Here is a 24,728-nt window from a genome sequence, read left to right as displayed (position 1 = left end):
CATTATGCTTCTTTTCGGCGATCAATTAATACAGCTAGTAAGATTACAAGTCCTTTTACAACTTGTTGGAAGAAAGAAGATACACCTAATAAATTTAAACCGTTATTTAGTACTCCGATAATAAGTACACCGATGAATGTACCAACGATCCATCCTCTTCCCCCAGAAAGACTTGTTCCACCTAATACAACTGCTGCAATTGCATCTAATTCGTAAGAAGTACCTGCAGTCGGCTGTGCAGAATCTAATCGTGATGTTAAGACAATACCTGCAAGCGCTGCCAAAATTCCGGAAAGACCATAAATCATTACTTTAATTCTCGTAACATTAATACCTGATAGTGCTGCTGCTTCTTCATTTCCACCAATTGCAAATGTACGGCGACCAAATGTCGTTTTCTTCAAAATGAAGTACAGTACTGCAAAAGCGATCATCATTGTAACAGCTGGTACCGGAATACCGAGAAAATAACCGCGACCAAACATTTGGAACATTAAATGATTACCAAGTCCAGTGATCGGACGTCCGTCCATATAAACAAGCGTCAACCCGCGAAAAATAGTCATTGTTGCTAAAGTCGCAATAAATGGAGCTACTTTTCCCTTCGCTATGATGATACCGTTTACAATTCCCATTACAAGACCAGCTAATAATCCAACTGCCATCGCAAGGAACGGGTCCATGCCACTTGCCATCATTCCAGCAACAAGTGCACTTGATAATGCTAAAATAGAACCTACCGATAAGTCAATACCCCCTGTTAAAATTACAAAGGTCATTCCGAATGCAATAAGCGCATTAATCGATACTTGACGCAGTATATTAAATAAATTTGGAATTTCAATAAACGCTGGATTTAAAGCCGTAATTACTACAATAATTAGCGCTAGTCCAATTAAAGACCCAAGTTGTTGTAATACATTCCCCTTCTTAGCCATCCTTACTCTCCCCCTGTAGCTAGTGCCATAATAGACTCTTGTGATGCCTCATCTTTCTCTAAAATGCCGCCGACTTTTCCTTCATGAATAACAAGAACGCGATCACTCATCCCTAAAACTTCTGGAAGCTCAGATGATACCATAATAACGGCATCTCCTTGCTCGGTAAGCTTATTCATAATAGAGTAAATTTCTTTTTTTGCTCCAACATCAACACCCCTTGTTGGCTCATCTAAAATGAGTAACTGCGGGTGGATACCTAGCCATTTCGCAATAACAACTTTTTGCTGATTTCCACCAGAAAGAGATTTCACCGCTTGTTCTCCACTAGATGCTTTCACATTAAGAAGTTTCATCATGTCCGCTGTAAACTGTTGTTCTAGTTCGTTGCTTAGAACACTTCCCTTTGAAAGACTTTCTAAATTTGGTAAAGCTAAATTTTCTCGAATTGAGAAATCTAGCACTAACCCTTCAGATTTTCTATCCTCTGTAATGAATGCGATTCTTTGTCTAATCGCATCTATCGGACTATCAATCTTTACTTCTTGCCCATTTATAAAAATTTGGCCAGAATCTAAAGGTTCGTATCCAAATATCGCTTTCATAATATCTGTACGGCCAGCTCCCATCAAGCCAGCTACACCAAGGATTTCACCTTTTCTCACTTGAAACGAAACATTTTCAAACTTCCCTTTTTTCGTTCCATTACGGATTTCAAAAATAACATCGCCAACTTGACTATTCCGTTCTGGGTAACGTTCACCAATGCTGCGCCCCACCATCATACTCACTACTTCATCAAACGATGTTTCCGGAATGGATCTCTTTCCGACGTATTCCCCATCACGTAAAATCGTAATGGTATCACATATTGAAAAAATTTCTTCCATTCGGTGTGAGATATACACGAACGAAACGCCTTCTTTACGTAATTTATTAATGACAGTAAACAACGTTTCAATTTCACGATCTGTTAATGCCGCTGTAGGCTCATCCATAATAATAACGCTCGCGTTTGTCATTAATGCTTTCGCAATTTCGATAATTTGCTGTTGTCCAACCGATAACTCTCCTGCCAACATAGCGCCTTTTACATGTAACCCTAGTTCCGCTAGTTGCTGCTGCGCAATCGCATTCATTTGACGTGTACGCAAAATCCCTGTCTTTCCATACATTAACTCTTTACCGAGAAACATATTTTCAGCTACTGTTAAATTCGATAATATGTTCAATTCTTGATGTATAAATGCAATACCGTACTCTTCAGCTTCTTTCGCATTTTTAAAGGTGTGCTCTTGCCCATCAATCGTGATTGTTCCACCATCTTTTTTGTATACACCTGTTAAAATCTTCATGAGCGTTGATTTACCCGCTCCATTTTCCCCCATCAATGCATGGACTTCTCCTGTTTCAATCATAAATTGTGCATTCTTCAAAACAGGATTGCCATTGAACGCCTTTGAAATATTTTTCATTTCAATACGCATTCCCATCACTTCCCTTTATTAAAAAATCACGCCTGCATGTAAAATTACATTGGCATAAGGCGTAGCCTCGCCTGTACGAATAATAGCTTTCGCTTTTTTCGTATGCTCTTTAAATTGTTCATGAGATACATATTCAAGCGCTGGCTCTACTAATTTCAGCTCAATCTCTTTATTTATTTCCGCATTATTGTTAATAACCTCTTCTGCTAACGTCACTTTTTCAATTGCCATATCATCCGCTACCACTTGCAATACATCTAAAAAGCTAGGTTTTCCAATTTCAACAGCTAAATCAATTCTTTTTACTCCGTCAGGAATTGGTAAACCGCAATCAGCAATTACAATCGTATCCGTATGCCCAAGTGAAGCAAGGATTGATGCAATCTCACTGTTTAATACGCCGTGCTTTTTCATCCGACAATCACCTGCACTTCACGTACTTTATCTCTCGTTGGCATACCGCCTTGCGCCCCAAGTTTCGTTACAGAAAGACCACCAGCAATATTCGCAAAACGAATTGCTTTTTGAAGTGTTTCTCCTTCAGAAAGCGCAACTGCTAATGCACCATTAAATGTATCACCAGCTCCAGTCGTATCTACTACATCAACAGCAATGCTAGGAACATGTACAATCTCCGTACCATTATGGAAACGTACACCGTTAGAACCTTCTGTCATCAATAGTTTGTTTGGATATTTAGCCAGTAACTCTTCAATTGGTGATGTGAAATCATCTAATACAATGCGGCACTCATGTTCATTTGGCGTAATATAAGTTGCCTTTTCTAAAATATCTTCTGATAACACTTGTGCTGGCGCTGGGTTTAACATAACCGGGATTTTGTGTTCCTCACAAATAGCCAATACATATTTTACTGTTTCAAGTGGAATCTCTAGTTGAAGCACAACCATATCTGCTTTTGTAAGAAGATCTTTTGAACGATTTACAACCGACTCATTGACAAGAGCATTCGCTCCTTGCACGACAACAATACTGTTATCTTCTTCTGCTAAAACGATATGAGCAATTCCTGTCGCCGTATCTGTAACCGGTACCACATAGTCGATAAAAACGCGCTCGTTCTCTAAATTTTTTCTAACTACCGTTCCATAATTATCGTTTCCTACCGCACCAATCATCGCTACATTTGCGCCTAATCTAGCCGCAGCAACCGCTTGGTTAGCTCCTTTCCCTCCTGGAATTGTATGAAATGCTTCACCAATTACTGTTTCCCCTGCTTTCGGACGTTTTTTTGAAACGGCCACTAAGTCCATTGAAATACTACCTACTACTGCAATATTTGGCATCTATTTCATCTCCTTACTTCGTTGTATTTCGTTCTATAATTTCAATCGGTAAACGATAATGTTTCTCTTCTAATACGTTTCCTTCCATCTGCTCTAACAGTAGTTCTGTTGCAATTTTCCCCATGTCATAAATTGGCTGTGCAACAGTTGTAATAGATGGATACATCATCTCTGTTAAAGAAATTCCATCGAATCCGATAATTTGTAAATCATCCGGAATAGAAATTCCCTTTTGAAGTGCAGCCTTGACGACACCTATTGCAATTAAATCATTCCCAGCAACAATTCCATCTATATGTGGGTACTCTTCTAATAATTCCACCGCTACACGCTCACTATTAGCTGGATCAAATGTACTCTCTGCAATCATATAAGAAAGATTATTTTGTGTAATAACGTCTACAAAGCCTTCAAAACGTTCATTCGCTGTGCTTACGTCACGCGGTCCACGAATATGCGCAATATGTTTACAGCCTTTATCTATTAATAGCTTTGTCGCTGCCTGACTTCCTGCATAGTTATCGGCGTATACAGTAGGAATACGCTCATTAAACATACGATCAATCGCAACAACTGGAACAGATAAATTCATGTAATTCACACTATTTTGTGGATTTGTTGCTACAATAAATCCATCCACATTATTTTGCCTAAGTACATCAATATATTGCTTTTCTTTCTCTAAACTTTCATCAGAGTTACAAAGTACAACCGTGTACCCTTGTTTATGCGCTACATCTTCTACGGCACGTGCAACTTCTGGAAAGAATGGATTCACGATATTTGGAACAACTAAGCCAATTAAACGAGATTTTTTATTATACAGTGAACGCGCTACTGTACTAGGTTTATAGTCTAGCATCTCAATCGCTCGTTCTACTTTCTTTAATGTATCTTCATGAACATATCCATTTTTATTTAACACTCTGGAAACGGTCGCAACAGATACTCCCGCTAATTTTGCAACATCTTTAATCGTACTCATTCTTTTCCCTCTCCATTTCATGTAACCGTTTACAGAAAATAATATAACGTATTTCTAGAAATACGTCAATCATTTCTCACGAAAAAGCTTTTAAGGTTATACTCAAAAAAGCACCGCCATAAGGCGATGCTTTTTCATTACGAATATGATACAGTTTGTTCTTTTTCTTCTGCAGCTGGCTCTTTAGCATCTTTTTTACGATCTGACAGTTTAATCTTCTGTAAGAAAATTGTAAAGATAGCGCCTACTACGATAAATACTAATCCTGTTAAGAATACAGTATGAAGTGAGTCTACTAAAGAGTTTTTCAAAATCGGTACAATGCTGTTAGCGAACGCTTCTGGCATTTGTTTTAATGCCTCTGGACTAAATAACATTGAATATAAACCTTGTGGATCTGTATGAATCATATCTTTAAATTTCGTTACCATTTGTCCCGCTTCTTTCGGGAATGTATCTAATACAGGTACTAAATTCTTTGTTAATGTTGTACCTGAAGTGTTATTCATGATTGATCCTAAAATTGTAATACCAAATGTTCCGCCGATTTGACGGAAGAACTGACTTGATGATGTTACGACACCAAGATCTTTTTTCGGGAAGCTTTCTTGTAACGCTAATGTTAATGTCGGCATTACAAGACCCATTCCTAAACCGATAACCATCATATAAGAAGTAGCAGTCAATTTAGTTGTGTGCATATCCATCGTTGTTAATAACCAGAATCCTCCAGCCATTATAAGCATTCCTGTAATAATTTGTGGTTTTACACCAACTTTTAATACAAGTTGCCCGCCAATAATACTCATCACAATCATTGTAATCATCATTGGCGTCATAATTGTTCCTGATTCAGCAGCACTTACTCCTACAATTCCTTGCATGAAGAATGGTACGAACATAATCGCACCGAACATTCCAATACTCATAAAAAATCCAATCGCATTTAGTAATGTAAATGTACGATTTTTAAAGAAATGCATCGGTAAAATTGGTTCTTCCGCTTTCGTTTCAACGATAACAAAGCTAACGATACCAATTAAAGCTAATGCAAATAACCCGATAATTTGCCAAGAATCCCATGCGTAATCTTTTCCACCAAACGTTAATGCAAGTAATAAACTGACAACACCGAGAATCATCGTAAAGATTCCAGCGATATCAATTTTAATTGGTCCTGTTTGTTTATGTGATTTTAATCCCATTGCAATAAAGATTGTTGCTAAAATACCAACTGGCAAGTTAATGTAGAATACCCATCTCCAGTTCACTGCATCTACAATCCAACCACCCACTTGTGGTCCAATTACAGAAGCAAGACCGTATAACGCACCAAAAATACCTTGCCATTTCGCACGTTCTTTTCCCGTGAACATATCTCCGATAATAATCATAGCCATTGGCATCATAATACCGCCACCAAGACCTTGAATACCACGGAAAATAATTAATTCTGTCATACCATTTGCCATACCACATAATGCTGAGCCAACCATAAAGATAACTAGCCCTGTTATATATACGTTACGACGTCCAAGTAAATCCGCTAATTTACCTGCAATTGGTACAACTGTTGTTGATGTTAACATATAAGCTGTTGTTAACCACGTCATTAAGCTTAATCCGCCTAGTTCACCAACGATACGTGGCATTGCTGTACCAACGATTGTTCCATCTAAGGCAGCAAATAGCATCGCAATTACTAAACCGACTAACAACAACTTTCTATTTATATTTTCTTGTTGCTCCATGTAATCTCCTCAATTCCTCTTAGTTTTTCTCTTTTTCCTCTTGTGTCCCGCAAATAATAGTTTCTAACTTCTCAAAAAGGCGTAACAAATCTTCTCTTTCTTGCAACTCTAAATGTGAGAAATATTTTGCAATGTGCTCATTACGAGCAGTCATCGCCTCTTCTACCCTAGCTTTACCCTTTTTTGTTAACTCAATGACGACAACACGACGGTCATCTTTATCGTGATAACGCTCGACAAGCTCTTGGTCAATTAAGCGATCTATCATCACTGTAATTGCACTAGGCTTTACATACATTTTTTTTGCTAATTTTGTCGCCCTTGAAGCTCCATAATGATCTAAAATCTTTAAAATATAAAACTGCGGTGGTGTAAGTCCTGTTGCTTGCATTTGTTCTAATAACTCTGTCTGCATTTTCTTTCCAATCGAAAAAGCAAGAGCTTGAATTTTATCGATATGCGTCATATCATTTGGCATGTTATCCACCTCTTATTTAAGAACCAAAATATTTAATGTATTTAAATATTAATACCGCGAACAAAATCCGTCAACACTTTTTATTTATAAAAACGTTTACATTTTTGTCACAAAGTTGTATAATTTTCGTCGAAGTTAATATTGACAGTCACGGAGAATCGGAGTACACGGCTATGAATCATAAAAAAGGAAACTTTTTTATATTTCATGGCCTTTTTATATTCTCTCTGACTTACAACACTTCGAATTAAATTGGGGAGGATTTTCATTTTATGTTTTTCACACAATTCTTTAAACCTGCGCCCCACGTGGAACGCTTACCAGCTGATCGCGTTGATAGTGAATACCGTAAATTACGTTTACAAGTATTTTTAGGTATCTTCATCGGCTATGCAGGTTATTACTTTGTTCGAAAAAACTTTTCACTAGCAATGCCATACTTAATTGAACAAGGCTTTAGTAAAGGAGAGCTTGGGGTTATCCTTTCAGCAGTTTCTATCGCTTACGGATTAAGTAAATTTCTTATGGGTATCGTATCCGATCGTTGTAATCCTCGCTACTTTTTAGCAGCTGGGCTATTTTTATCAGGTATCATTAATATTGTTTTCGGCTCATTTTCTTTCATTACAACGAGCATTATACTTATGTTTGTACTTCAGTTTTTAAATGGATGGGTACAAGGGATGGGATGGCCTCCTTGTGGTCGTACAATGGTTCACTGGTTCTCTATTAGTGAACGTGGTACAAAAATGTCTATTTGGAACGTCGCTCATAATGTCGGTGGCGCACTTATGCCTTCCCTTGTAACATTAGGGTTATATTTCTTTGCAAATGACTGGAAAAGTATTTTTTACTTCCCAGGTATTCTTTCAATTTTAGTTGGTATTTATGTATTAATTACGATGAGAGATACACCTCAATCTTGTGGATTACCTTCTATTGAAGAACATACTGGAGAATATCCACCAGATGAAAAAGTACAAGATCGCGAACGCGAACTTTCGGTAAAAGAAATTTTATTTACATACGTACTAAACAATAAATTTTTATGGTACATCGCGATTGCGAACGTTTTCGTATATTTCGTACGTTACGGTGTTGTAGACTGGGCTCCTACTTATTTAGTAGAAGAAAAAAGCTTTACTCATAGTAGTTCACGTACAGCTTACGCTCTATATGAATGGGCTGGTATTCCAGGTACACTTCTTTGCGGCTGGATGAGTGATAAACTATTTAAAGGACGCCGCGCACCTGCTGGTATTTTATTTATGGTTGGTGTATTTATCGCCGTTCTTGTTTACTGGCTAAACCCTCCTGGTAATCCAATGGTTGATAGTATCGCACTTGTCGCAATTGGATTTTTAATTTACGGACCGGTTATGTTAATTGGTCTACACGCTCTTGACTTAGCACCAAAGAAAGCTGCTGGAACTGCAGCGGGCTTAACTGGCTTCTTCGGTTACTTAGGCGGAGCAGCTTTCGCTAGTGCTGCTATGGGCTTTATCGTCGATGCATTTGGGTGGGATGGCGGATTCATCTTATTACTTGCATCTTGTGTACTTGCAATGTTCTTCCTTGCTCTTACTTTAAATACAGGGTCAATAAAACAAAAGCAAGCTTAAGCACTAATATTATTCTTACCAAAAAAAGAGAGACTGTTCTTTACAGAACATCTCTCTTTTTTCTACATATAATACTTTTTTCTTACAAAAGATTTATTTCCCTCTCTTATACATGTTAGCGTTTTCAAAACACTCCAACTACTTATATACATGCATCCAATCTCTATATAAAAAGATTTTTGAATATTTTCTCAACTTTCTCTTGTCAAACATTGTCAATTTATATTAAAATAACAACAACATACAAAATATTTAGTCTTTTCAGAAAGATGGAGGGATAGCCATGAAGAATCCACTTCTTCGCATTGAGAACTTACAGACTTCCTTTCGCATACAAGATCAATATCATGCAGCAGTAGATGATGTTTCGTTAACTGTCCATGAAAATGAAATTGTCGCGATAGTTGGTGAATCTGGTTGCGGAAAAAGTGCACTTGCCCTTTCCATTATGCGACTGCATAATGAAGCAAATACAAAATTACAAGGGCAGCTTAACTATAGAGATAAGGATTTACTAACGATGTCAGCCGCAGAGATGAATAAAGTACGCGGATCAAATATCGGTATGATTTTCCAAGAACCTCTTACAGCACTCGATCCTCTTATGACAGTTGGAAAACAAATTGAAGAAAACTTAGACTACCACACAAGCCTTTCAAAAGTTGAGAAGAAAGAACGCACCTTAGAACTACTTCATCAAGTTGGTATTCCAAAACCAGAACTTACATATAAACAATACCCACACGAATTATCTGGCGGAATGAGACAAAGAATTGTTATCGCAATTGCAATTGCTTGTAACCCAGCACTTATTATTGCAGATGAGCCAACAACGGCTCTTGATGTAACCATCCAAGCACAAATTTTAGACTTACTAAAATCTATTCAAGAACAAACGAAAATGGGCATCATTTTAATTACTCATGATTTAAGTGTTGTCGCAGAAACAGCCGATCGTATCGTCGTTATGTACGCTGGACAAGTTGTAGAAACAGGAAAAGTTGAAGAGATTTTTAATAACCCTCTTCACCCATATACTCGTTCTCTATTAAACTCCATTCCATCTGCATATGCTGAAAAGGAAAAATTACATGTTATTCAAGGCGTTGTACCGACATTAGCTAAGTTACCTCGCACAGGCTGTCGATTCCAGGCACGAATTCCGTGGATTAGACCTGATCAACATGAAGAAAATCCCGTTTTACATGAAGTAAAACCAGACCATTGGGTACGTTGCACTTGCTACAAGCATTTTAACTTCCAAGATAAGAAAGGAGATGACGTAACTCATGGCACTGCTTAAAGTAGAAGATTTAAAAGTACACTTTCCAATTAAAGGTGGTGTTTTCGGTCGTACCTTAGATTACGTTCGTGCTGTTGATGGCGTAAGCTTCGAACTACAACCTGGCGAAACTTACGGAATCGTTGGGGAATCTGGGAGCGGTAAATCAACAACTGGAAAAGCAATTATGCACTTAACGAAAGCGACGGGCGGTAGTATTCATTTTAATAATAGAGATTTAACAAAATTAAGTCGCTCAGAACTAAGAGAACAACGAAAAGATATTCAGATGATTTTTCAAGATCCTTATTCATCCTTAAACCCGAAGAAACGTGTTATGGATATTATCGCTGAACCACTTCGAAATTTTGAGAAACTCTCACCTGATGAAGAGCGTAGAGCTGTTCAAGATTATCTTGATAAAGTTGGTCTAAATCCTGAGTCTATTTATAAATACCCACATGAATTTTCCGGTGGACAAAGACAGCGGATTGGTATTGCACGCGCACTTACACTAAAACCGAAGCTTATTATCGCAGATGAACCTGTATCTGCACTGGATGTTTCTGTACAAGCGCAAGTTTTAAACTTCTTACAAGATTTGCAATCCGAACTCGGACTAACATACTTATTTATTAGTCATGATTTAGGTGTAATTCGCCATATGTGTGACCGTATAGGTGTTATGTATCGCGGACGCATTGTGGAAGAAGCAACTAGTGCTGAAATTTATAATAACCCACAGCACATCTATACGAAGCGCCTAATATCAGCTATTCCTGATATTCGTCCAGAACACCGCGAACAACAGCGTAAATTGCGTCGTGAAGTAAGCGCTGAGTACGAAAAATCATACGAAAATTATTTCAATGAAAATGGACGTGCTTACGATTTAAAACCAATCTCGCCAACTCACCGGGTGGCATTACCATAAGGGAGTGATAAAACATGTGGAAATTTATATTACGCCGGATTTTAGTTATGATACCGCAATTATTCGTATTAAGTGTACTCGTCTTTACACTTGCTAAAGCAATGCCAGGTGATGCATTAAGTGGCGCTGAACTAGCAAACCCAAAAGCCGATCCAAAAGTAATTGAAGAACAACGTGAGAAACTTGGGTTAAATGATCCTATTCCCACACAATATGTAAGGTGGATTTCAAATGCCGTACAAGGGGATTTCGGTATTTCTTACGCACATAAAATACAAGTAACAGATATTATTGGGGAACGCCTTGGTAATACAGTGCTGTTAGCTCTTCTAATTCTTATTCTTACTTATTTAATCGCCATTCCACTTGGCGTTATAAGTGGGCGTTGGAATGATACGTGGGCTGATCGACTCATTACACTCTATAACTTTTTAGGATTTGGTACACCCCTATTTATTTTCGGATTAGTAATGTTATTCTTATTCGGCTTTTTATACCCGATCTTCCCTACAAGTGGTAGCGTTGATCCACAAGTGGCAGCCGGATCATTTGATTACTATTTAAGTAAATTAAATCATATGATTTTACCAGCTTTATCTGGGGCATTAATTGGCACTGTAGGAACTGTACAATATTTACGAAGTGAAATTATTGATACGAAACATAAAGATTTTGTACGCACAGTAAAAGCAAAAGGTGTACCAGAATCTAAAGTATATTCCAGACATATTTTACGAAATTCATTTTTACCAATTGCAGCATTTTTAGGATATGAAATTACAGGTTTAGTTGGTGGCTCTATTATTCTAGAAAATATTTTCGGCTACCCAGGAATTGGACAACTATTTTTCCAATCTATTACTCAACGTGATTTCAGTGTCGTAACTGCTCTTGTATTATTTACTGGATTCGCAACGCTACTCGGGACTCTTCTTTCCGATATTATTCTAAGCATCGTTGATCCACGTATTCGTATTGATTAATGGAGGTGAAGAAACGTTATGTTAGCAAATCCTGAAAAACAAACTGAGGTCATTCATTACGAAAAGAGCCCTTCTGGTTTCTCCATTATGTGGCGAGAATTTCGTAAAGATAAACTAGCAATGTTTTCCCTATTCTTTTTAGCTTTAATATTAATAGCCGTTTACGCAACTTCATTTATTATGAAACAAGAAGATATCGTTCGAGTTGATCTGTTCGCCATTTATGATCCTCCTTCAGCTGAACATTGGCTAGGAACTGATTATGGTGGCCGTGATATTTTCGGACAATTAATTATTGGTACACGTAATTCCTTTACAGTTGGTTTAGCCATTACTCTTTTATCAACCCTTATCGGTCTTACGATGGGACTAATTGCTGGCTATTTTGGAGGAGTTGTTGATAACATCATCATGCGTTTTATCGACTTTATGATGATTTTACCATTCTTAATGATTGTTATCGTATTTATCTCACTTGTTCCAACTTTCAATATTACTACATTTATTCTCATAATGACGGCTTTCTTATGGGTGGGAAAAGCAAGGCTTATACGCTCTAAAGTATTAACTGAGAAAGAACTTGATTACGTATCTGCATCAAAAACTTTAGGAACACCAAATTGGAAGATTATCTTTCAGCAAATATTACCTAATTTGAGCTCTATTATTATCGTAAATATTACATTAAATCTTGCTGGTAACATCGGGATTGAATCTAGTTTGACTTACTTAGGTTTTGGTCTACCAGAAAGTACACCGAGTCTTGGTACACTTGTAAGTTATGCAACAAACCCAGATGTATTGCAAGAAAAATGGTGGATTTGGTTACCCGCATCAATCATGATTTTAGTGTTGATGCTGTGTATAAATTTTATTGGTCAAGCGTTAAAACGTGCGGCTGATGCGAGACAAAGAAAAGGTTAAGGGGTGGAGAAGTTATGAACAAACCAAAATTGTACAAAGTATTAAGTACACTTGCTGCTTCAACATTATTACTATCTGCATGTGGGGGTGCTGATAGCGGTAGCAAAAAGGCAAACACGAAAAAAGTAGAAACAAATAAATTTAGTGCTGCTGTAAAAAATGATGGTAAAGAAATTAAAGACGGATCATTAACATATGGACTCGTTTCAAATTCACCTTTCGCTGGTGTTTTAAGTAGAGTATTGTATGAAGTTGCTCCAGATTCAGAAATTATGGATTTCTTTGATGAAGGTTTATTAGCTTCAGATAAAAACTGGGAAATCACAAATGACGGTGCTGCAACGTATACAATTTCTGAAGATAAAAAAACAATTACTATTAAGATTAAAGATAATGTAAAATGGCACGATGGTAACCCTGTAACCGCTGAGGATTTAGAATATTCTTACTTAATCATTGGTAATAGTAAATATACAGGTATCCGTTACGATACACAAATGCAAATGATTGAAGGTATGGAAGAATATCACGCTGGAAAAGCTGACAAAATCTCTGGTATTAAAGTAGTCGACCCAAAAACAATTTCGATTACTTATAAAGAAGTAAACCCTTCACTGAAAACTGGTATTTGGACATATCCTACACCTAAAAAATATTTAGGCGATGTACCAATTGAAAAACTAGCTGAATCTGATAAGATTCGTCAAAATCCAATTGGGTTCGGACCATTTAAAGTGAAGAAAATCGTTCCTGGTGAATCAGTTGAGTATGAGCGCTTCGATGATTACTGGGCTGGCAAACCTAAACTAAAAAATGTAACATTAAAAGTTGTAAATCCATCTATTGTTAGTGCATCTCTGAAAAAAGGTGATATTGATATTGCATCAATTACTGCTGATCAATATCCGAACGTAAGTAAATTAAAAAATACACAACTAGTAGGAAAAACTGCGCTTGCTTACACTTATATCGGATTTAAATTTGGACATATGGACAAAGCAAAGAATGAAGCTGTAATGGATAACGATAAGTTCAAAGATGTTCGTTTACGTCAAGCGATGGCTTATGCAATTGATAGAGAAAAATTAGGAGAAAAAGTATATCACGGACTTCGTGTTCCAGCTAACTCTCCAATCCCACCATCTATGCCAAAGTACCATAATAATAATGCTGGCGCATATAACTTAGATGTAGATAAAGCGAAAAAACTATTAGATGAAGCTGGATATAAAGACAAAAATGGTGACGGATTCCGTGAAGATCCAAAAGGTAATGAATTTAAAATTAACTTCCTAGCTAGTAACGGTAGTGAAACAAGTGAACCACTTGCAAAATTCTATATTCAATCTTGGAAAGATATCGGCTTAAAAGTAGAACTTGTTGATGGACGCTTACATGAATTTAATGCTATGCGTGAAATGATTAAAAAAGATGATCCAAAGGTTGATATTTTCTCTGGTGCTTGGAACACTGGTTCTGATCCTGACCTTTCTGGTCTATGGGGTAAAAATGCTGGATTTAACTATCAACGCTGGGTAAATGATGAAAATACTAAATTATTAGACGCTGGATTATCAGAAAAAGCTACTGATGAAAAATATCGTAAAGAAGTATACGATAAATGGCAAAAATTAATTCATGACGAAGCACCGATGATTCCAATTCATTACACATTCGATTTAACAGGTGTTAATAAGCGCGTAAAAAATTATGATGTCAACACTGAAGTGAATCAAATAACTTCACATTGGAAAGACGTTACTGTAACAAGTGAGAAGCCAGAAGTAGAAAAATAATCATAAAAATAGCTCCCAGCATCCACATACATGCCAGGAGCTATTTTTTATTTACAATCCTTCTCTTACTATTTATAACAACCAATTCCTTCCCTACTCTAAAATTAAAAGATTTGATGAATTATCTTTATTACAACAGCTAACGTAACAGATGCAGCAAATCCTCCTAAACAAATAAGACCGACACCTTGGCTATATGATAAATTTTGAAGTGCTTTCATCTTTTTCATCCTCCCTATCTCCCCTTCGATATGTTTATTTTACCAATGGAATAAATTTCATAACATCGATTTTTCTGACAACAAACTTACAAATTTGTAAGTTAATATTTTCTAAAACTTATGTATCTATTATGTCCACACTCTCGCCTTTTATACGTCAAAAAAGACCTCGAATTATATCAAGGTCTTGCTTACACTACAAAATATCTCAATCAATTTATTTGATAATCATCACCGGACATTTCACACGTTTTGCTATTTTATGACTGACACTACCAAGCACCATCTCTTGCAGTGTATTTAATCCTCTACTCCCAGCGATAACAAGATCTATATCTCCTGTATTTACATATTGAACAATCGTATCTCCTGGATCGCCATGTAATATCGTAATTTTATAAGAAATGTTCTCTTTCTTTAATAACCCTTCAATCTCTTTTAATTTATCTTTTCGACTAGCCGTTATTGTTTCTAAATCTGTTTGACCTTGTATAATATCTGATTTTGCTGTTCTATTATCTACTACGTACACAACTTCAACATTTGCTTCTTCGCTACATTTCGCAATATATGTTGCATGTTCCGCTGCTCGAAGTGCATGTTCAGAACCGTCACATGCTAATATAATTTGTTTATACATATGCTGAATCCCCTTTTCGTTATCCTACTCGTATTATATAATAAAGCCCCCTAAAAAGGAGGCTTCTAACTAGCAATTCTTTTATTATAAGTAGCTAAATTAGTAACAAGTTTTGCACTACGTTCATTTAATCCCGTTATACTTACTTTCACGCCACTTTGTTCATACTTCATGATAACTTTATCAATTGATGCCACTGCTGAATCATCCCATATGTGTGCGTGAGAAAAATTTAACTCAATTTCTTTTACATCTTCCTCAAATGAAAAATTATTTATAAAATCTGCCGTAGATGCAAAGAAAAGTTGGCCATGAATTTCGTATATTTTCTTATTTTCAATATATAAATGTTTCACGTGAATCTTTGCCATATTGAATGCAAATAAAACCGCACTAATTACTGTTCCGATAATTACACCTAATGCTAAATTATGTGTAATTAAGACAACCACAACTGTTACGATCATAACAAATGCATTTCCTTTTGGTACTTTATGAATCGTTGTTACAGAGTTCCAATCAAATGTTCCAATTGAAACCATAATCATAACTGCAACTAAAGCTGCCATCGGAATATGAACGACATAATCACCTAAAACAAATAGTAATATGATTAAAAATCCGCCCGCTACAAACGTCGATAATCGCCCGCGTCCACCTGATTTAATATTAATAACAGATTGTCCAATCATTGCACATCCTGCCATTCCTCCGAAGAAACCAGCAACAATGTTTGCAATCCCTTGTCCACGTGCTTCCTTATGCTTATTACTTTCCGTATGCGTCATATCATCTAAAACTGAAGCTGTTAATAATGACTCTAGTAAACCAATAATTGCAAGCATAACTGCGTACGGTAAAATAATCCCTAATGTCTCAAGTGTAAAAGGCACGTCAGGCATGCTAAAGAACGGTAATTCTTTCGGCAGACTTCCCATATCCCCTACTGTTTTCAACTGTAATCCACTCATAATTGCAATACTTGTTACAACAATAATGGAAATAAGTGTAGACGGAACAGCCGTCGTAATACGTGGAAATACATATATAATGACAAGTCCTAATGCGACAAGTGCATACATTTGCCAAGTTGCGTTTTTAAAATGCGGCAATTGTGCTGTAAAAACTAAAATTCCAAGTGAATTTAAAAAACCACTCATAACAGATTTAGGTACAAACTTCATAAATGAGCTCAGTTTGAACACACCAAAAATAATTTGGACAATCCCCGTTAATATTGTTGTAGCAAATAAGTATTGCAAACCGTGATCCTTAACGAGCGTTACCATTAATAATGCCATTGCACCTGTTGCAGCTGAAATCATCCCAGTTCTTCCGCCAACAAATGAAATGGTAACTGCGATACAAAAAGCTGCGTATAACCCAACGGTCGGATCTACGCCTGCAATAACAGAGAAAGCAATTGCTTCAGGAATTAATGCTAAAGCAACAACTATTCCTGATAACACGTCCCCTTTTACATTGGAAAACCAGTCATTTTTTATCGTCTGAAACAAAATACCACTCCTCTACTCTTTTCTCATTTGATTTTCTCCATAAGAAAATCTAGCCGACTGCACGAAGGCTATTATATAACGAGTAGAGGATTTTTCGCTATGTAAAAGTTTCCTAAAAAAGACGCTACCTTCATAGCGTCTTCTCTCATTTCATTAATGTCCACCGTGCCCTTGACCACTTTCTTGCACAATCTCTAGCCTCTCATCCAATATACCTTGCGTTTCAAATGAAATATTTTCAGTATTCCCTAATAAGAATCCATGATTGTACGGACCAAGTGTTGGATCATCTTTAAACTTCGGTTGAATAGTAGCAAGGAAATCATACACTGGTTGTGAAGCTTTTCCTTCCTCTAATAAGATAACGGGGGCATGTTTACCCATATGTGAAAATGGTGCTCCTGCAACTGCTAAGTCTGGTGTTTTGCTTGAAACAAATGATACACCGTGACCTGGTTTTGTGAACCCCCATCCAAATTTTGTTTTTTCATCTTTAAACTTTGCAAATGCAATAGAATTTTCTACTGGAGTCTCTCCACTAATACGCGTTACTTTCCCGTATTTGCTTAACTCTTTTTCTACTTCTTTTGAAATGATTTTTTCTGGTCCTAGTACATATATATTTGCTTTATCTTTTCGCATCTTTAATGCCTCTATCGTCGCTTCTGGCACTTTATTCTTTTCTGTATAAAGTAATGGTTCTGGCATATGAGAAATCCAGTTTACAGCTGGTGTTGTATATAAACGCCCTTCTTCTTCAGACGAACCGATAATAACACTATTCGGATAACTACCTGTTATATCCGCATACTCTTTATCAACATCTTTAGCAAAGATAGCTGGATCCGTTTCCTTTATTTGCTTTACTTTATAATCTTTTAATTGCTCCAGTGCGGCTGCCCCTATATCCCCCATCACCATAATTTGTGTTCCATCTTTCGTTCCGAGCGGATTTAGCCGTTTTATTTCTTTTAACGTCATCTCGGGTACCTTTTCTTTTTCTATAAATAAAATCGGTCCGTTATTCGGATGATGAATAATGTCTGCACTTGCAATACCTAATTGCCACTCGTTTACTGGTACTAAAATAACAGCGCCTGGCTGATTCTCTTTATGTGTTGCTGGCCATATCGTCTGCGAAGTTAATACCGCCATTTGAAGAGGATCATTTGTGTTTAATCTCGTTACATTTTTTAAACTTGTCGTTAATAAATCATTTGATGCACCTTGATTCATTTCTTTCGGTGCAGTTACCTCCTGATTCATTTTCATTTCCTTCTGCCCTGTTTTCTTCTCTTCTTTCGATTCATGATTTTTATGATCCGTGTTCGTTTGTCCACATGCAGCAAGACCAACTGCTGTAACTATTGTTATCCCAAAGATTCGGGTCATCTTTTTCACTATACCGCCTCCGTATAAATCGTTTTCGAGCCAATATCATTACCTAAAATGGAATTTCAACTTTACAATAACAAGCAATTCTGAAGAAATTATGCAGACGCATTACAATCTGCACCATTTCTTCAGGATTTTGCATTACAATTTAAGTAAAAATTATATATGGAGGGCTCTCTATGATTGATATACTGCTCGTAGACGATGAACCGCGAATGCTTGAATTATTAACGCTTTATCTTACTCCAATTGGATATAACTGCATATGTGCACAATCCGGAGAAGAAGCGATTTCACATATAGAAAATCAAAACTTTAAATTTATTTTACTCGATATTATGATGCCAAAGATGGACGGATGGGAAACGTGCAAAAAAATCCGCTCATTTAGTAACGTTCCTATCATTATGGTAACAGCTCGTGATCAAACTGTAGATCTCGTCCGAGGATTAAAAATCGGAGCGGATGATTACGTAACGAAACCTTTCCATGAGGAGGAACTTTTCGCAAGAATTGAAGCTGTTTTAAGGCGCACAAATGAACATAAACAAATCCAATATCACGGGATTATATGGGATGAAGCGAAGCACTCCGTTTCTGTCCATAATGAAGAACTTTTTCTTACTCCAATCGAATTCTCTTTACTCGGATTATTTTTACGTCATGTGAACTACGTATTAAGCCGAGATCAGCTCATTGAACGAATTTGGGGATTAAATACAAATACAGAAGATAGAACAGTCGATTCACATATTCGTAATTTGCGTGATAAATTACGAAAAGTAAATTTCCCTATTGATAATCATTTAAAAACTGTGTACGGAGTCGGATATCGATGGGTTGATACTTTAGATTAAGGAGCAAAACGATGAAGCGAATTTCTATTCAGCTCGGATTTTATTTTTTAATTGTTACACTTTTAATCGAAAGTGTTCTATTTGTCTTGCTTTATTATAGCCTTGTCAACAATAGAGTAAATGAAGAAATGACAGCTTTATTAAAGCGCGGAAATAGTCACAGAGATGTCCTTGAAAAGTATTTTGATAAGCAAACAATTTCCCATGTTGCGCTAATGGAATCCGAGGCCGAAACGACTGTTGTTATTACAAATGCAAATAAGGATGTACTAGCTAAATCCAACGAAATAAATACTACTATAAAAAGACATATTGAAAAGATGCAAACACGGACAGATCATGAAGGCGCAATTATAGAGAATCATTGGAAAACATCTAATTATATATGTACAGTTAGTCCCATTGTAATAGATGGAAAACATGAAGGCTATGTGTACATGTTTCTTGGGACAGAATCCATTGAAAAGATGGTGAATGGGCTAACAAGACAATTCATTATCGCTGGGATCATTACTTTTCTATTAACAGCCATCACCATCTTTCTATTATCACGGTTGTTAACAAAACCATTGTTACACATGAAACATGCCACTGAAAAAATGAGTAAAGGCGATTTATCCGTTTCATTAACAACTACTCGAAATGATGAAATTGGTGAACTAGCCTCATCAATTCAAACACTTGCTAATGATTTACATTATATGAAAACAGAGCGAAGTGAATTTCTAGCAAGCGTTGCTCATGAATTACGAACACCATTAACATACGTAAGAGGTTATGCTGACATTGCTTCAAAAGAAGCAACATCTCCTGAGCAACGTTTGCGGTATTTATCTATTATAAAAGACGAGTCTGATTACATTACAAACTTAGTTCAAGATTTGTTTTCCCTTGCACAAATGGAGCAACATAACTTTTCTATTCAAGTAAAGGAAGTATATTTACACACCTTCCTGACTCGCATAGCTGAAAAAGTAAATGCCATATATAAAGAAAAACACATTAGAGTTTCTTTCTCTTGTCCTCCTACACTGCTAGTGAACCTAGATGAACAACGCTTCGAACAAGTTGTGGTGAACATTTTAAATAACGCTTATAGACATTCAAAAGAGTATTCTCTTATCCACATTTCTGTTACTGAAGAACATAAAAGTATTTCCATTACAATTGAAGATGAAGGTGAAGGTATTCCGCTTGAAGACCTCCCTCACATTTTCGACCGCTTTTATCGAGTTGATAAAGCGAGATCACGAGCTACAGGCGGAACTGGTTTAGGATTATCTATCGTGAAAGAAATTGTAGAGCTACACGGTGGGAATATTACTGTAACGAGTGAAGTCGACCACGGATCTTGCTTTATTATTTCATTGCCATCTATACAAAAACACGACTACCATCAGTAGTCGTGTTTCTTTATCATCTTACTTTATAATATAAATTTACAAATTGCCCAAAACGTTTCGTATCTGTTAAAGTTAAATGAATTTCCGGGTTCTTATCTTGGAATAACGGAACTCCCGAGCCTAATATATGCGGTGTAATCGTAACAACATATTCATCAATTAAATTATTCTTAAAGAATTCTCTTAGTAGACTTCCTCCACCAACCATCCATATTTTAGATCCTTCTTGCTCTTTCAACCTTTTTGTAAACTCCACTACATCTTCACTTACAAACTCCACGTATTCATTTGAACCTTTTTCTGAGTTAGAGAAAACATAACATTTTTTATCTACATACGGGAATGTTTCCATATGCTCTACTACATAATCGTACGTTCTTTTTCCCATGATTATCGTATCAATTGTTTCATACATTTCTGTATAACCGTTATCTCCCTCTCCTTCTGTTTCCATTAACCACTGTAAATCATCATCTTCTTTGGCAATATATCCATCTAAGCTCGCCGCAATAAATAAAACAATTTCACGTGACATCTCTTTCCCTCCTTGCATCTCATCTTGATAACATATGATGTAAACAATATACTAACAATAAAACATGACAATTTATGTCATGTTAAAAAGAAAAAGGTGATACATTTGTCAAAAGCTAAACGCTTATTAGATATTCTTATATTTGCTTCTGCAAAAAAGACATTTACAGCGCAAGAAATAGCTGATGAATTTAATATTTCCGTTCGTACGGTTCATAGATACATTTTAGATTTGAGTGATATGGGGTTGCCCATTTACGCAGAACAAGGTCGTAACGGCGGCTATAAAGTATTAACAAATAGAGTCATTCCCCCTATTTTATTTACGGAAGAAGAAGCAGTCTCCATCTTTTTTGCATTTCAATCTTTAAGCTACTACCGAGACTTACCTTTTAATACAGAAATCAATTCCGTTACACACAAACTGTACAGCTCTCTACAACATGATGCGAAAGCGAAAGTTGATAAAATACGCTCTTATATTGCTTTCTGGAATCCGAAGAGAACAATTGATACACCTCTTTTAAATGAAGTGTTAACCGCGGCTATTGAAAATAAAGATTTACACTTTCAATACGAATCTAAATCGGGGATAAAAACAAAACATGTTCATCCTATCGGTGTATATGCTCATGACGGGCTATGGTACTTACCATCCTACGACTTCAGTAGAAAAAAAGTATTACTGTATCGCGTTGATCGTATTCTTTCTATATTATCAACAGAAGAAAGTGAAAGTACGTTCATGAATTTAGAAGAATGGTTTAACTCTAGCTCTAACGTCATAAACATTCCTACCCAGTTACATGTTTTATTAACGACAGAAGGTGTGCGCCAATGTAAAAGCGTGCCTTACCTTGAAGAATTCGTTGTAGTAAATGAGGACGGGACCGGATATATACATTCAACAATTGATAAAGGTGAAATTAATTTTATTACCCCTTTATTTTATAGGCTTGGAAAAGATGCACAAGTGTTAGAACCGATAGAATTGATAGATGGTTTACGTATACGTGCGAAAGAAATTTTACATATGTATGGAGACGAAAAAAGCTGCTAAATATAAGCAGCTTTTTAGTCTCTTTGTTACTATTGACGAATATCAATCCACCAACGATATTCCGCATTCATATTTTCAGTGCCACCATTCCCTCTGTAATGGAAAGCATCTAAAAAGATTGAATTTAGTTTATCCTCATCTACAAAATAACCTAAATTAACTTTTACTGTTTCTCCTGGTCGGATACTACCAATATTGTAGAAGCTTTTTCCATCTCCATGAGGCTCTAAATAATCAACTTCGCCTGTCATAATATTTTTTTCTGCGATTCCATCTTTCCCAGCATACTTCCATGCATTTCCTTTACCTTGAAGCACTTGTATGGATGGATGCATATAAATTTCTTCTGTCTTCTGTTTACCTATATTTTTAACTGTTGTTGTCAGATAAACGAATTTAGGGTGAACTAATTTTGATTCTACTAATTGATCAATCGAATCTTTACCATTTCCAATTTTATATTTATCCCTTCTATATGGTATCAATTGTCCTGCTTGATCCAAAGCTTGATTCTCGCTTAGTCTTCCTAATCCCATTTCATTAAAGTTTTCTTGCTTAAAATCTTTAATTGAATCAAAAACTTCAACTTTTTCTATCACATATTCAATTTGGCTGTTATCCATAGATATTGTTACTGGAACCTTTTGCCCTATATGAAATAGTCGTTTGCTATCTTTTTTCAAAGGAATTACCTTAGTTGTTTTACCTTCTTGGCTAAAATACTTTTTATCATAATCGCTTATATATGATGACTTTTCTCTTGACGTGGGCTCAAGTGAAATGCTCCCTAGCACATCTATCATTTGTTCTTCGTTTATATCATTTCCAATATAACTTTGTAACATAATTCCTTCTTCCTCAAAATAGAGAAAAATTACTCTATTAAACATTAAATCTTTATTACCATTTTCTCTATGGACAATTACTGCCTTCTTACCATTTATCTCTTTTTCTTCATAACTTTTCGAGTACAGAGTTGGAAAATCTGAATTCCCTCCTACTCTCCAAAGAACGAATGAAAACCCACCCATTGCGTCATTATCTTTAAATGAATATTTCATAGCAGAGTCATCAATTGCTTCCATATTTTCTGGCAATTTACCAACCTTCAACTTATACCACTTATCACTCTTTTTCGAATCCTTATTTGTTAAGGAAACATTTACTTCGTAATTTTGTTTTTGAACAATCATATTATAGACTTTCACTGCACCAAAAACGGTTGTCGGCATGCCAATCAATAAGCAAGCAGCAGCGATTAACATACGATGTCTTTTACGCTTTTTCTGCGGTTGTCCATCTTTCAGCTTCATTTCTTCCATAAACAATTTCTTTTTGCGCGTATATGTATGTGAAAATTCATGTTGTTCTTCGAGTTTATCAAAATCATCTAAAGCAATCTTTTCAGCAAGTTCATATATTTCTTTGGAGTTCTTTGAATTCGTCATGTTGTATACCTCCTATAATAGTTTGGACTCGTTTTCGAGCGCGTTCAAACTGCTTGCGGACATTGACCTCCGTTATCCCCATAACACTTGAAATTTCTTGATACGTTAAGTTATAGAAGACTTTGTACTTAAACACCTGTCTATTAGATTCATTTAACTCTTTTAGCAATGCATCAATTTGAACCTCAGACATTTTACGTTTTTCCCACTCTTCAATATTTTCATCTACTGCCTCTACTGATTCTCTTTCATATTCTTCTAAAAATGTTTCATGTCGTTTATTTTTCCGGTAACTATCAATCGCCTTGTTTTTCGCGACCCTCAATATGTAACGTTTAAGCTCTTCAGTGCTCAAGCTATGGAGCTTTGCCAGGTTCTTATAAAGAGTAATAAACGTCTCTTGAACCGCATCTTCAGCCTGTTGAATATTATTTAAAATAGAATACGCTACATAATAAATCTTTTGTTCATACAACTCATATAGCTCTTCCATCTTTTCATAATCGTTGTTTGTAACCTTCATATAATTCCTCCTCTCACTCTATATAACGAATGAGCCCCATACTTTGTGACACTGCAAAATCTTTTTATAGATAAAATTTAATAATAGAATAAACAAAAGCCCAATTTCTCTATTTTAACTGAGAAATTGGGCTTTTTAATATTAGAATTTTCCTGACCGCTACGCCTTTTCAATAAGCAGCATATGCTCTATCGCTTCTTTTAACAAATGCTTAGTCTCTTCAAAATTATGATTGTGCTTTTCTCCCGATTGTACCGTATAAAATTCAGCAAACGAGCGCTCTTTATATCTTGGTACGACATGCATATGGTAATGTGTTAACTCGTTAAATACTCCACCATTTTGACAAACTGTAACTCCATCTGGTTTATATAATGCCTTAATCGCTTTTGCAATAAGCTTAGAAGCATCCATAATGGATTTTGCTACAACATCATCTAATTCATCTACTTCTACAACATGCTGTTTTGGCACAATTAAAGTATGTCCTGGATAGAAAGGTGCATGATCTAAAAAGCATGTTACATAGTCATCTTCATATATTTTATATATAATTTCTTCTTCGTTGGCTAATTTACACCCTAAACATTCCATCATATTTCCCCCTTTATTAAAAACATAAAAACGTGAGAGCCGTATTCTC

The 24,728-nt window shown here is 36.1% G+C and carries 24 protein-coding genes; 9 read left to right on the top strand and 15 right to left on the bottom strand.

The window, feature by feature from the left end:
• Positions 1-2 precede the first annotated feature (2 nt).
• From MKY00_RS03480 to MKY00_RS03450, 7 genes are all read right to left on the bottom strand, one after another.
• Entirely contained in the window at positions 3-938 is a 936-nt protein-coding gene (locus tag MKY00_RS03480) for an ABC transporter permease subunit (RefSeq protein ID WP_016716471.1), read from the bottom strand.
• Between the two features lie 2 nt (positions 939-940).
• Entirely contained in the window at positions 941-2,425 is a 1,485-nt protein-coding gene (gene rbsA / locus MKY00_RS03475) for a ribose ABC transporter ATP-binding protein RbsA (RefSeq protein ID WP_029141051.1), read from the bottom strand.
• A gap of 18 nt (positions 2,426-2,443) precedes the next feature.
• Positions 2,444-2,839, bottom strand: coding sequence for a D-ribose pyranase (gene rbsD / locus MKY00_RS03470; RefSeq protein WP_000716156.1), 396 nt, complete (start codon positions 2,837-2,839; stop codon positions 2,444-2,446).
• On the bottom strand, positions 2,836-3,732 hold the full coding sequence (rbsK, locus tag MKY00_RS03465) for a ribokinase (protein ID WP_016716469.1): 897 nt from the start codon (positions 3,730-3,732) through the stop codon (positions 2,836-2,838). The genes rbsD and rbsK overlap by 4 nt, the downstream gene beginning before the upstream one ends.
• Positions 3,733-3,745: 13 nt before the next feature.
• Positions 3,746-4,717, bottom strand: a complete 972-nt coding sequence (rbsR, locus tag MKY00_RS03460; protein WP_016716468.1) for a ribose operon transcriptional repressor RbsR — start codon at positions 4,715-4,717, stop codon at positions 3,746-3,748.
• A 137-nt stretch (positions 4,718-4,854) separates the two neighbouring features.
• Positions 4,855-6,468 (bottom strand): MDR family MFS transporter, encoded by a 1,614-nt coding sequence (locus tag MKY00_RS03455; RefSeq protein WP_016716467.1) that lies wholly within the window; start codon positions 6,466-6,468, stop codon positions 4,855-4,857.
• A gap of 19 nt (positions 6,469-6,487) precedes the next feature.
• Positions 6,488-6,946, bottom strand: coding sequence for a MarR family winged helix-turn-helix transcriptional regulator (locus MKY00_RS03450; protein WP_016716466.1), 459 nt, complete (start codon positions 6,944-6,946; stop codon positions 6,488-6,490).
• A gap of 272 nt (positions 6,947-7,218) precedes the next feature.
• On the opposite strand from MKY00_RS03450, the gene glpT reads away from it, so the two are divergent.
• From glpT to opp4A, 6 genes are all read left to right on the top strand, one after another.
• On the top strand, positions 7,219-8,568 hold the full coding sequence (gene glpT / locus MKY00_RS03445; protein WP_016716465.1) for a glycerol-3-phosphate transporter: 1,350 nt from the start codon (positions 7,219-7,221) through the stop codon (positions 8,566-8,568).
• A gap of 283 nt (positions 8,569-8,851) precedes the next feature.
• Positions 8,852-9,871: an ABC transporter ATP-binding protein gene (locus MKY00_RS03440; protein ID WP_000795378.1), complete on the top strand. Its 1,020-nt coding sequence runs from the start codon at positions 8,852-8,854 to the stop codon at positions 9,869-9,871.
• Positions 9,858-10,784, top strand: a complete 927-nt coding sequence (locus MKY00_RS03435) for an ABC transporter ATP-binding protein (protein WP_016716464.1) — start codon at positions 9,858-9,860, stop codon at positions 10,782-10,784. Before MKY00_RS03440 ends, MKY00_RS03435 begins: the two co-directional genes overlap by 14 nt.
• Before the next feature lie 14 nt (positions 10,785-10,798).
• Positions 10,799-11,767, top strand: coding sequence for an oligopeptide ABC transporter permease (gene opp4B, locus MKY00_RS03430; RefSeq protein WP_000265445.1), 969 nt, complete (start codon positions 10,799-10,801; stop codon positions 11,765-11,767).
• An 18-nt stretch (positions 11,768-11,785) separates the two neighbouring features.
• Positions 11,786-12,691 carry an ABC transporter permease gene (locus MKY00_RS03425; RefSeq protein ID WP_000880731.1) on the top strand — a complete coding sequence of 302 codons (906 nt, stop codon included), beginning with the start codon at positions 11,786-11,788 and terminating at the stop codon, positions 12,689-12,691.
• 14 nt (positions 12,692-12,705) lie between these two features.
• Entirely contained in the window at positions 12,706-14,487 is a 1,782-nt protein-coding gene (opp4A, locus tag MKY00_RS03420) for an oligopeptide ABC transporter substrate-binding protein (protein WP_073530740.1), read from the top strand.
• A 104-nt stretch (positions 14,488-14,591) separates the two neighbouring features.
• On the opposite strand, the gene MKY00_RS03415 is transcribed toward opp4A, so the two are convergent.
• The 4 genes from MKY00_RS03415 to MKY00_RS03400 all read right to left on the bottom strand — a co-directional run bounded on the left by MKY00_RS03415 (position 14,592) and on the right by MKY00_RS03400 (position 18,266).
• Positions 14,592-14,717, bottom strand: a complete 126-nt coding sequence (locus tag MKY00_RS03415; RefSeq protein WP_000738298.1) for a DUF4027 family protein — start codon at positions 14,715-14,717, stop codon at positions 14,592-14,594.
• Positions 14,718-14,925: 208 nt separating this feature from the next.
• Entirely contained in the window at positions 14,926-15,348 is a 423-nt protein-coding gene (locus MKY00_RS03410; protein ID WP_000277994.1) for a universal stress protein, read from the bottom strand.
• 65 nt (positions 15,349-15,413) lie between these two features.
• Positions 15,414-16,865, bottom strand: coding sequence for a SulP family inorganic anion transporter (locus tag MKY00_RS03405; RefSeq protein ID WP_016716462.1), 1,452 nt, complete (start codon positions 16,863-16,865; stop codon positions 15,414-15,416).
• Between the two features lie 153 nt (positions 16,866-17,018).
• Positions 17,019-18,266, bottom strand: coding sequence for a cell wall-binding repeat-containing protein (locus MKY00_RS03400; RefSeq protein WP_016716461.1), 1,248 nt, complete (start codon positions 18,264-18,266; stop codon positions 17,019-17,021).
• Between the two features lie 173 nt (positions 18,267-18,439).
• On the opposite strand from MKY00_RS03400, the gene MKY00_RS03395 reads away from it, so the two are divergent.
• Both MKY00_RS03395 and MKY00_RS03390 read left to right on the top strand, forming a co-directional pair.
• Positions 18,440-19,117: a response regulator transcription factor gene (locus MKY00_RS03395; protein ID WP_000565452.1), complete on the top strand. Its 678-nt coding sequence runs from the start codon at positions 18,440-18,442 to the stop codon at positions 19,115-19,117.
• Positions 19,118-19,128: 11 nt separating this feature from the next.
• On the top strand, positions 19,129-20,520 hold the full coding sequence (locus MKY00_RS03390) for a sensor histidine kinase (RefSeq protein WP_016716460.1): 1,392 nt from the start codon (positions 19,129-19,131) through the stop codon (positions 20,518-20,520).
• Between the two features lie 13 nt (positions 20,521-20,533).
• Here the strand turns inward: MKY00_RS03390 and MKY00_RS03385 are convergent, their stop codons facing one another.
• Positions 20,534-21,055 carry a dihydrofolate reductase family protein gene (locus tag MKY00_RS03385; RefSeq protein ID WP_000085774.1) on the bottom strand — a complete coding sequence of 174 codons (522 nt, stop codon included), beginning with the start codon at positions 21,053-21,055 and terminating at the stop codon, positions 20,534-20,536.
• Positions 21,056-21,160: 105 nt separating this feature from the next.
• On the opposite strand from MKY00_RS03385, the gene MKY00_RS03380 reads away from it, so the two are divergent.
• Positions 21,161-22,114, top strand: coding sequence for a helix-turn-helix transcriptional regulator (locus MKY00_RS03380; protein WP_016716459.1), 954 nt, complete (start codon positions 21,161-21,163; stop codon positions 22,112-22,114).
• Positions 22,115-22,143: 29 nt separating this feature from the next.
• Here the strand turns inward: MKY00_RS03380 and MKY00_RS03375 are convergent, their stop codons facing one another.
• From MKY00_RS03375 to MKY00_RS03365, 3 genes are all read right to left on the bottom strand, one after another.
• Entirely contained in the window at positions 22,144-23,562 is a 1,419-nt protein-coding gene (locus MKY00_RS03375; RefSeq protein ID WP_016716458.1) for a DUF4367 domain-containing protein, read from the bottom strand.
• The gene (locus MKY00_RS03370) at positions 23,528-24,085 is read right to left on the bottom strand and encodes an RNA polymerase sigma factor (RefSeq protein WP_016716457.1); all 558 of its coding nucleotides are present in this window, start codon (positions 24,083-24,085) and stop codon (positions 23,528-23,530) included. Before MKY00_RS03370 ends, MKY00_RS03375 begins: the two co-directional genes overlap by 35 nt.
• A gap of 159 nt (positions 24,086-24,244) precedes the next feature.
• Positions 24,245-24,679 (bottom strand): HIT family protein, encoded by a 435-nt coding sequence (locus tag MKY00_RS03365; RefSeq protein ID WP_029141050.1) that lies wholly within the window; start codon positions 24,677-24,679, stop codon positions 24,245-24,247.
• Between the last annotated feature and the right edge of the window lie 49 nt (positions 24,680-24,728).

The organism is Bacillus sp. FSL R9-9834 (assembly GCF_038006905.1).
Lineage (GTDB): Bacteria > Bacillota > Bacilli > Bacillales > Bacillaceae_G > Bacillus_A > Bacillus_A pacificus.
This window is presented reverse-complemented; position numbering and strand designations above follow the sequence as displayed.

Bases quoted from the DNA above. Each gene is read 5' to 3' on its own strand.
- opp4B (WP_000265445.1), top strand. From the start codon at position 10,799: ATGTGGAAATTTATATTACGCCGGATTTTAGTTATGATACCGCAATTA.
- MKY00_RS03450 (WP_016716466.1), bottom strand. From the start codon at position 6,946: ATGCCAAATGATATGACGCATATCGATAAAATTCAAGCTCTTGCTTTT.
- opp4A (WP_073530740.1), top strand. From the start codon at position 12,706: ATGAACAAACCAAAATTGTACAAAGTATTAAGTACACTTGCTGCTTCA.
- rbsD (WP_000716156.1), bottom strand. From the start codon at position 2,839: ATGAAAAAGCACGGCGTATTAAACAGTGAGATTGCATCAATCCTTGCT.
- MKY00_RS03370 (WP_016716457.1), bottom strand. From the start codon at position 24,085: ATGAAGGTTACAAACAACGATTATGAAAAGATGGAAGAGCTATATGAG.
- MKY00_RS03435 (WP_016716464.1), top strand. From the start codon at position 9,858: ATGGCACTGCTTAAAGTAGAAGATTTAAAAGTACACTTTCCAATTAAA.
- rbsA (WP_029141051.1), bottom strand. From the start codon at position 2,425: ATGCGTATTGAAATGAAAAATATTTCAAAGGCGTTCAATGGCAATCCT.
- MKY00_RS03390 (WP_016716460.1), top strand. From the start codon at position 19,129: ATGAAGCGAATTTCTATTCAGCTCGGATTTTATTTTTTAATTGTTACA.
- MKY00_RS03410 (WP_000277994.1), bottom strand. From the start codon at position 15,348: ATGTATAAACAAATTATATTAGCATGTGACGGTTCTGAACATGCACTT.
- MKY00_RS03455 (WP_016716467.1), bottom strand. From the start codon at position 6,468: ATGGAGCAACAAGAAAATATAAATAGAAAGTTGTTGTTAGTCGGTTTA.
- MKY00_RS03440 (WP_000795378.1), top strand. From the start codon at position 8,852: ATGAAGAATCCACTTCTTCGCATTGAGAACTTACAGACTTCCTTTCGC.
- MKY00_RS03425 (WP_000880731.1), top strand. From the start codon at position 11,786: ATGTTAGCAAATCCTGAAAAACAAACTGAGGTCATTCATTACGAAAAG.
- MKY00_RS03365 (WP_029141050.1), bottom strand. From the start codon at position 24,679: ATGGAATGTTTAGGGTGTAAATTAGCCAACGAAGAAGAAATTATATAT.
- glpT (WP_016716465.1), top strand. From the start codon at position 7,219: ATGTTTTTCACACAATTCTTTAAACCTGCGCCCCACGTGGAACGCTTA.
- MKY00_RS03385 (WP_000085774.1), bottom strand. From the start codon at position 21,055: ATGTCACGTGAAATTGTTTTATTTATTGCGGCGAGCTTAGATGGATAT.
- rbsR (WP_016716468.1), bottom strand. From the start codon at position 4,717: ATGAGTACGATTAAAGATGTTGCAAAATTAGCGGGAGTATCTGTTGCG.
- MKY00_RS03375 (WP_016716458.1), bottom strand. From the start codon at position 23,562: ATGACGAATTCAAAGAACTCCAAAGAAATATATGAACTTGCTGAAAAG.
- rbsK (WP_016716469.1), bottom strand. From the start codon at position 3,732: ATGCCAAATATTGCAGTAGTAGGTAGTATTTCAATGGACTTAGTGGCC.
- MKY00_RS03395 (WP_000565452.1), top strand. From the start codon at position 18,440: ATGATTGATATACTGCTCGTAGACGATGAACCGCGAATGCTTGAATTA.
- MKY00_RS03480 (WP_016716471.1), bottom strand. From the start codon at position 938: ATGGCTAAGAAGGGGAATGTATTACAACAACTTGGGTCTTTAATTGGA.
- MKY00_RS03415 (WP_000738298.1), bottom strand. From the start codon at position 14,717: ATGAAAAAGATGAAAGCACTTCAAAATTTATCATATAGCCAAGGTGTC.